This is a genomic window from Dactylosporangium sp. NPDC000521 (assembly GCF_042898305.1).
Lineage (GTDB): Bacteria > Actinomycetota > Actinomycetes > Mycobacteriales > Micromonosporaceae > Dactylosporangium.
Window position 1 is genome coordinate 577,641 of the sequence record NZ_JBIAYW010000007.1, and the last position, 7,497, is coordinate 585,137.

At 69.9% G+C, this 7,497-nt stretch carries 6 protein-coding genes; 1 reads left to right on the top strand and 5 read right to left on the bottom strand.

Going from position 1 to position 7,497, the window contains the following annotated elements; translation table 11 throughout:
- Window positions 1-24 precede the first annotated feature (24 nt).
- The 5 genes from ACFY3L_RS25535 to ACFY3L_RS25555 form a co-directional block, all read right to left on the bottom strand.
- Window positions 25-1,074, bottom strand: a complete 1,050-nt coding sequence (locus ACFY3L_RS25535) for an ABC transporter permease (RefSeq protein ID WP_389328815.1) — start codon at window positions 1,072-1,074, stop codon at window positions 25-27.
- On the bottom strand, window positions 1,071-2,615 hold the full coding sequence (locus tag ACFY3L_RS25540; protein ID WP_389328818.1) for a sugar ABC transporter ATP-binding protein: 1,545 nt from the start codon (window positions 2,613-2,615) through the stop codon (window positions 1,071-1,073). The genes ACFY3L_RS25535 and ACFY3L_RS25540 overlap by 4 nt, the downstream gene beginning before the upstream one ends.
- Before the next feature lies 1 nt (window position 2,616).
- Window positions 2,617-3,780: a sugar ABC transporter substrate-binding protein gene (locus ACFY3L_RS25545; RefSeq protein WP_389328821.1), complete on the bottom strand. Its 1,164-nt coding sequence runs from the start codon at window positions 3,778-3,780 to the stop codon at window positions 2,617-2,619.
- Window positions 3,781-3,883: 103 nt separating this feature from the next.
- On the bottom strand, window positions 3,884-5,308 hold the full coding sequence (locus ACFY3L_RS25550; RefSeq protein ID WP_389328824.1) for an amidohydrolase family protein: 1,425 nt from the start codon (window positions 5,306-5,308) through the stop codon (window positions 3,884-3,886).
- A 61-nt stretch (window positions 5,309-5,369) separates the two neighbouring features.
- Window positions 5,370-6,224, bottom strand: a complete 855-nt coding sequence (locus ACFY3L_RS25555; RefSeq protein ID WP_389328827.1) for a fumarylacetoacetate hydrolase family protein — start codon at window positions 6,222-6,224, stop codon at window positions 5,370-5,372.
- A gap of 298 nt (window positions 6,225-6,522) precedes the next feature.
- On the opposite strand from ACFY3L_RS25555, the gene ACFY3L_RS25560 reads away from it, so the two are divergent.
- Complete coding sequence (locus ACFY3L_RS25560) at window positions 6,523-7,149, top strand: TetR/AcrR family transcriptional regulator (RefSeq protein WP_389328830.1); 627 nt, start codon at window positions 6,523-6,525, stop codon at window positions 7,147-7,149.
- Window positions 7,150-7,497: the final 348 nt, after the last annotated feature.

Genomic DNA, 7,497 nt, shown 5'->3' on the forward strand with positions numbered 1-7,497 from the left:
GGATGGTTTGCTTGTCGGGCGGTGCTATCGGGCGCCGCGCCGGCGCTTCTTGGCGATGACCGCCGCGGCGGAGACCGCGAGGACGACAGCTGCGCCGTTGAAGACCGGCTCGACCCAGTCCTGGGCGCCGGCGAGCGTCAGGCCGTTGATGCTGACCGCGATGAAGAAGACGCCCACGAGCGTGCCCGGCACCGTGAACCTGCCCGGGCGGATCGTCGTCGACCCGAGGAAGATCGCCGCGAGCGCGGGCAGCGTGTAGCCGGCACCGACCCCTGCGGCCGCACTGCCCGTACGAGCCAGAAGCAGGACACCGGCTACGCCGGCGACCGCGCCGGAACAGGCGAAGGCAAGCATGATCGTGCGAGCGACCGGCATGCCCACGAGCCGCGACGCGGACTCGTTCGAGCCGATGGCGAGCAGCCGCCGGCCGAACAGCGTGAATCCCAGCATGAAGGCCACGACCAGAGCGGTGACGGCCAGCAGCCACACCGGCCGGGGGATGCCCGACCACGAGAGGTTGCCGAAGTCGAGCAGCGGCCGGGGCACACCCAGCAGGGTCTGATATCCCGCCCACAGCACCCCGATGCCGGCCAGCAGGGTCGACATGCCGAGGGTGATGACGAGGGAGTTGGCGTTGAAATAGGCGATGAGGAAGCCGTTGACCAGGCCGATCGCGGTGCCGACGAGCACGCCGCCCACGATCGCCAGGGCGAGCGGCAGTTCCCACTCGGTGGCCATCTTCGCGGTCGCGATCGAGGTGGTCGCGACCACCGCACCCACGGAGAGGTCGAACCGCTCGGCGACGAGGGGAATGAGCGCGGCCAATGCGGCGATCACGAGGACGGACTCGTTGGCCGCGATGTTGCGGGCGTTGGCGACGGTCGGGAAGACGTCGGACGTCCGGGACCACAGGCAGAAGAAGAGGACGATGCCGCCGAGGAGCAGCACCAGCCCGAACCGCTCCACCAACTCGAGCGGCCGAGCGGTGATTCGTCGTGACCGGTTCGCCGGGGTGGGCGCGTCGTCGTGCACAGCCTGGACCTTGTCCTCACGGGTATCGGGGCTGAGTGTCATGAGGTCTCCTGAGCAGCGTCGAACATGCGGGTGGCCACCCATTCCCGGGTGACGTCCCGCTGCCGGGCGGTGTCGGTGACGCGGCCGTTGGCGAGCACGACCACCCGGTCGGCGAGGTGCAACAGTTCGTCAAGATCCGACGTGACGAGCAGCACCGAGGTACCTTCGTCGACCGCCTTCTCGATCTGGGCGTAAATCTCTGCCCGCGCGCCGACGTCCACGCCCTGCGTGGGCTCGTCGAGCAGCAGCACAGCGGGACGGATCCGCAGCCAGCGGGCGAGGATCGCCTTCTGCTGGTTTCCCCCCGACAGCTGGCCGAGGGCGGCGCGTAGCCCTGAGGCACGGATGGAGTACCGCTTGATGTCCTCGGCAGCGTCCGCGAGCTCCGGCCCACGCCGCAGCCAGCCGCGGCGGTAGGTGCGCAGGTTGGCCGCGGACAGGTTCATCTCCAGGCCGAGGTTCGTGAACGCCGCGTGCTTGGCCCTCTCCTCGGGCACGTACGCGAGGCCCGCGGCCACCGCATCCGGGATGCTGCCCGGGCGCAGCCGCCGACCATTGACCTCGACCCTGCCCTCGGCAGCCGGGTGCACGCCGAAGATGGTTTCGACGAGCGACGTACGCCCGCTGCCCACCAGACCGGCGACGGCCACGATCTCGCCGCGCCGCACCTCCAGGTCGACCCCGCGCAGGGGGCCACCCGTGAGGCCACGCACGGAGACCGCGACCTCCGCATCGACGGGGCGCCGCTCGCGCTGCTCGACCAGGTCCCGCTGTTGCCCCACGATCAACGCTGTGAGCTGGGCGCGATCCAGGCCGGCCACAGGCCGGCTCGCTACGTTGCGCCCATCGCGCAGCACGGTGACGGTGTCCGCATGCTCCAGGATCTCGTCGAGCCGGTGGGAGACGTACAAGATGCTCTGGCCGTTCGCGACGTACCCGTCGAGCCTGCTCAGCAGCTCGTCGACCTCGGCCTGAGGCAGCCGAGCCGTGGGCTCGTCCAGGACCAGAAGCGACACGCCGCCGTCGTCGCTGTCGAACAGGCACCGCGCGATGGCCACCAGAGTCTGCTCCGCCGGACGCAGCCTCCCGACCAGGGCGCGAGCGTCTACGGGCACCTGCAGCCGGTCGAGGCACTCCTGAGCCATGCGGCGCATCGCCGCCCAGGCGATGGCGCCGGCCGTCCGGGGGTAGCTGCGCCCGACGAACAGGTTCTCGGCCACCGTCATGGTGTCGAAGAGCCCGAGGTCCTGGTGGACGAACCGCACCCCAGCCCGGTGGGACCACGACGGCGAGACGGAGTCGGCGGCCGACGAGGACCCGCCGCAGCGGACCTCGCCCTCCGGGTCGGCCTGATGGACCCCGGCCAGGATCTTGATCAGGGTCGACTTGCCCGACCCGTTGCCGCCGGCCAGTGCGTGAAAGCTACCCGGATGGACCGCGAACGACACGTCGCTGAGCGCACGCGTTCCCGGGAACGTCTTCGTGACTCCTACGAACTCGAGCGCGGGAGCGGGCGGCCCGGAAAGAGTCCCCGTACCCATGTCACGAAGCTCCCCAGATCCGACGGTAGTTGTCCTGGTAGCCCACCGAGTCCGGGTTCCCGTCGTACACGTCGCCGCCCGGGAGGTGCTCCGCGTCCATCGCACCGAAGCCGAAGCCGGGGTCGACCTGCTTCGCGCCCGCGAAGTGACGGTTCATCGCGTCGGCGGTGGCCCAGCCGGTCCACGGCCACGGACGGCCCAGGGCGAACGACTGCTGGCCGCTCTTGATGAGCTTGATCGAGGCAGGCACACCCTCGTGGCCCACGAGGAGGATCTTCCGGCCACCGGCCCGCGCCTGTTCCACCGCGGCACCGACGCCGAGGGAGATGGCCGCGTCGGCCGGGACCATGACGACATCCGCGTCGGGATGCCGCTGCAGTGCCGCGCTGAGCTTGGCCTGAAGTTTGCCTCCGAGAAGGTCCGCGCCGGTGTAGGGCACGGTGTTGACCTCACAGCCCCCGCACTTGCTCAGGGCCTTGAACTCCGATTCACCGGTGTGCCGTGTGGTGGCGCTGTCGTCCTGGCGCAGCTGGAGGATCTTCGCCTTCCCGTCGGTCGCGGCGATCACCCACGCCGCGATCGACGGACCCACGTGCTCGTCGAGGAAGGTGCCGTAGTCCGTGCCTTCGGGGCCCCAGATCAGGTTGCCGTCGAAGATGGCCTTGCCCCCACCCGCGTAGGTGTCGTTGCAGTCCAGCGCGTTCCCCGCGAACACGAGGGTGCCCGCCTCCTGCGCCGACCGGATGGCGCCCTCGGCAGCCGCGCAGTCCACGCCGAACAGTGCGATGGCGTCGGCTCCCGCGGTTGCCGCGGCACGGATCTGGGTGTTGTAGACCGACGGGTCGAGCTTCCCGTCGACGAGCCTCGCGGTCCACCCGAGCGCGGCGGCGGCGTCGAGGAAACCCTGGGCCGGCAGCGCGCACCCGGGGGCGGTCGCCGAGCAGGCGAGCGCCACGACGTTCTTTCCCCGCACGGCGGCCGGACCACTCGCCGGCAGGTCGCGGTCTGTTCCGGCGAAGTTCGCCGCCACCAGGGCGCGCGCCTCATCGAGTACGGCGTCGGTGGTTTGCCCGGCGCGCTGCGACGGATCGGCCTCGGCGCAGCCTGCGAGCACGGCGCCCAGTGCCACCACAGCGGCAAACAGGCGCAGTCGAGACATGGACATGCTTCTCCTCGGGATCGTTCGAGGTATCGGGGCGTTCGCCAGGACACGCTGCTCGGCAGCGCGCCCTGGCACGGGGTGTCGTACGGCGAGGAAGCCGTGGGAATCAGGTGCCGGCGTTCGACAGGCGGTGCTCGTCCGGCGTGCCCATCCATTCGGGCTTGTCCGGCCGCCAGCCGCCGCCCTTGCGGATGACCTGGTCCAGCCACGCTCCGGACTCGTCGAGCGCGTGCACGGCCGCCTCGCGAAGGTCCTCGCGGAGCCGGCCGCCCTCCTTGACCACCTCGCCGCCGACCATGACGGTGTCGATGTCCCCGACACCCACGTGCATGACGATCGCGTTGACCACGTCGGTCACCGCTCGCAGGCGCGGCGTGTCGGTCCGGATGAACAGGAGGTCGGCGGCCTTGCCGACCTCGATCGAGCCGCAGACGTCACCCAGTCCGAGACCGCGCGCGCCGCCCAGGGTCGCGAAGTGCAGGACGTCCTCTGTACGAAGGGCGACCTCGTGGAGCGCGGACGTACCTTCGGCCTCGATCAGAGGTTGGTGGTAGCGGCCACGCTCCGCCGCGATCGCGATCCGCATGGCGGTGAACAGATCAGGGCTGTTGTTGGACTGGATGTCCGCACCGATGCCGGTGGTCACTCCCGCCCGGTCCGACGCCCGCAGGATCAACTGTCCCAGGCCCATGCCCAGCTCGGTCTCGGGAGTCGCGCTGACCGCCGCACCCGCATCCGCGAGAATCCTCAGGTCGTCGGCATCCGCCGTGTTGCAGTGGGAGTGCAGCTGCTTCTCCCAGATCAGGCCGGCCTCGTACCACTGCCGGATGTCCGAGGGGTACCCGGGCCGGAAGCGGGTGTTGGTGTGCGGGTGAATCAGGGCGTCCAGCTCCCGGCCGACCCGGATCTCCATGGCGATCTGCTCGAAGGGAACGCGCACCATCTCCGTCGGCGAGACCCCGAACCGGACTCGGCTGCTGTCGTCCGCGAAGTGGGTGGCCCGCACCCGACGGGCATCCGCGTGACGTTCTTCCGGACTCTTGAACCACGGGTCGTCCATGGGCTGGTGGTAGAAGCCGTAGCACCATACCCCGCGGATCCCGGCCGTCTGGAAGCCGGCGACGCCGGCGTCGGCATGCTCGGGGGTCAGGATGCAGTGAGAGAAGTCGACCGTACACGTGGTGCCGGCCTCCAGCAGCCCGACAGCACCGCCCAGCGTGCCGTTGTACACGTCCACGGCGCGGTGCTGCGCCGAGTGGTTGCGCCGGATGGTCCAGAAGTAGTCGTCGAGCGTGAAGTCCGAGGTGAACGCACGCATCGTCGACTGCCACAGGTGATGGTGGGTGTCGACCAGGCCAGGCATGATCCACGCCCACGAGACATCGACCGACTCGGCGTCCGATGCATCGAGGTCCGGCCCCAGTCCGACGATCAGGCCGTCGCGGACCTCGACGTCGACGCGGCGGACGTCGCGAAGGCGCGGGTCGCCGACGAGGACCTGCGCGCCGCGGTAGACGGTGCTTCTGCTCAACGGTGTCTCCTAGCGAATGGTTGTGGTTGCCCGCCCGGTCCGACGGAGTCGGTCGTGCCTCTCACGCAGGAACGCTCAGGGACCGGGCGTCGAGACGGCTTTGCCGCCAGGACGCCAGAGGCGGCGCCGGTGCGATGGTCGTCTCGATCCGGCCGAGTGGTCCGGCATCCAGGCGCACCCGCTCCCCGGCCCGCAGCCAGCCCCGGAAGTCCGGCTTGGCCGAGTGCTCCATGAGGCAGCCCCACGGAACGGTTCCGGAGGCGACGACGTCACCAGGCAGGACGTCCGCGCCAACGGACGCGTAGGCGACCAGTTCCTCGAAGGACCAGTCCATGCCGAGGAACCGGGTGCCGATCAGGAGCTCGTCGTTGATGTGGACACTGACCTCGATGTCGAGCCCGTCTCGCCGGCGCAGACCGGCCGCCTCGTCGGCGGTGAGGATCCACGGCCCCAGAGAGACTGCGGAGTCCTTGGCCTTCCCCTGACCGATCTGCATCGTCCGCTCCTCCGACTGCACATCGCGCGCGCTCCAGTCGCAATAGAGCACGTAGCCGGCGATGCACCCGGCCGCCTGGTCAGGCGTCAAGTCGCGGCCGGGCCGGCCGATCACCGCTGCGACCTCGAGCTCGAGGTCGAAGGCCTCCGTGCCGGGCGGGAGCGCCACCGGGGCGGTCGCGGAAAGCAGGGACCGGGGGTTGGCGAAGTAGAACGCGGGTCGTACGGCCCAGGCCGGGGGCAGCGGTTCGCTGACCCCACGGGCAAGCCGCGCGTTACGGACGTGGTCGAGGAATCCGACGCAGTCGCGAAGGCTCACCGCTCCGGCCAACGGCGCGAGGTACTCACGCTGCGAAGACGGCTCGGCGTCCGAGAGCGCCGCGGCCGAGGCGTCGGCGCCGAGCGCGACGAGGCTGTCCACCACCGACGCGCCGCGGGGAAGGAGACGCAGCCCCTCGTCGAGGACGACACCGACGCGGTCATCGCCCTCGCCGCTGTCCGCTCGTCCGGGAACCCGTACAACTCGCATGTCCGGCTCTCAATCTGCACTGGGAAGTGTCGTTACACCCGAGTGCATGTATAGTTGTGGCTGCGCTCACAGCTTGTCAAGGGTCGTTTCGGGACTGTTTCGCCGTAACAATCGGCCTCAGCGTCGCTTGACAGGTGGCCGCATGTTTACACTTCGATTGAACGTTGCATCCGAGTGAAAGGCCGAGGGCATGGCAGGAGACGCGACGCTCGACGTCCCGCAGGATCGTCGCCAGCGTCGTTGGCGGCAGGTGCACGACGCCATCTACGAGGCCGCCCGCGAGCTCTTTCTCGAGTCGGACTTCAGCTCCACGTCCGTCGACGACATCGCCGATCGCGCTGATGTCGCACGCAAGACCGCGTTCAATCACTACCCGCGCAAGCGCGACTTCATCCGGGAGTGGGGCGACCGCCGGCGCAACCGAGTCCACGAGCGTCTGTCCAAGAGCGTGCTCGCCGAGCCCCAACTCCCCGTGGTGCTGCGCCACTACTTCGACGAGCTGGCGAAGCTCAACGTCGAGGACCGCGCACTGACCCGCCGGATGCTCATGGGATGGCGCGAGTGCGGCGGGCCGTTCGACGTCGACCCTCACGCACTGATCGACATCTTCGCGGACCTGATCAGAGCGGCCGCCGACCGCGGTGAGCTGGCGGCGGCGGTCGACCCCGACCGCATCGCGACCGTCCTCTACAGCAGCTACTTCGGCCTGCTCTACGACTGGTGCGAGGGCACCGACGAGGAGCCACCGTTCGACCTGCAGGTCGCCTTCATGCAGTTCCTCGACGTCGTCCTCAATGGCCTCGGCGTCAGATCGTGATGGACCGCCCCGAGGCGAAGCCGTTGTCGGGGTGCCGCTCGCGGCCCCCGCCCAGGACGCCCGGGCAGGCCCCGTGCGGCGACGGCGGCATCGCCCGGGACACCATCACCCTGCTCCGGGTGATCAAGGCGGCACAGCGGCTCGGATGCACTCTCACACGGCCACGCTCGCGGCGGCGCCGATCATGCCCATGACCAGCGCGTCGGTGGGCAAGGTGAGGCGCAGCCGGCGGCGGGCCGGGCCGATTGCCCGCGCTCGTCGGCGGTGTCGCCCGCGACGACCTGGTGCGCGAGCTGCTGATCGACAGGCTCTCCCACGCGCTGCCGTACCCGCCCGAGGTGGTCCTGT

What these genes read in the sequence shown, in the direction of transcription:
- ACFY3L_RS25535 (WP_389328815.1), bottom strand. Translation starts at nt 1,074, where the DNA reads ATGACACTCAGCCCCGATACCCGTGAGGACAAGGTCCAGGCTGTGCAC.
- ACFY3L_RS25540 (WP_389328818.1), bottom strand. Translation starts at nt 2,615, where the DNA reads ATGGGTACGGGGACTCTTTCCGGGCCGCCCGCTCCCGCGCTCGAGTTC.
- ACFY3L_RS25545 (WP_389328821.1), bottom strand. Translation starts at nt 3,780, where the DNA reads ATGTCCATGTCTCGACTGCGCCTGTTTGCCGCTGTGGTGGCACTGGGC.
- ACFY3L_RS25560 (WP_389328830.1), top strand. Translation starts at nt 6,523, where the DNA reads ATGGCAGGAGACGCGACGCTCGACGTCCCGCAGGATCGTCGCCAGCGT.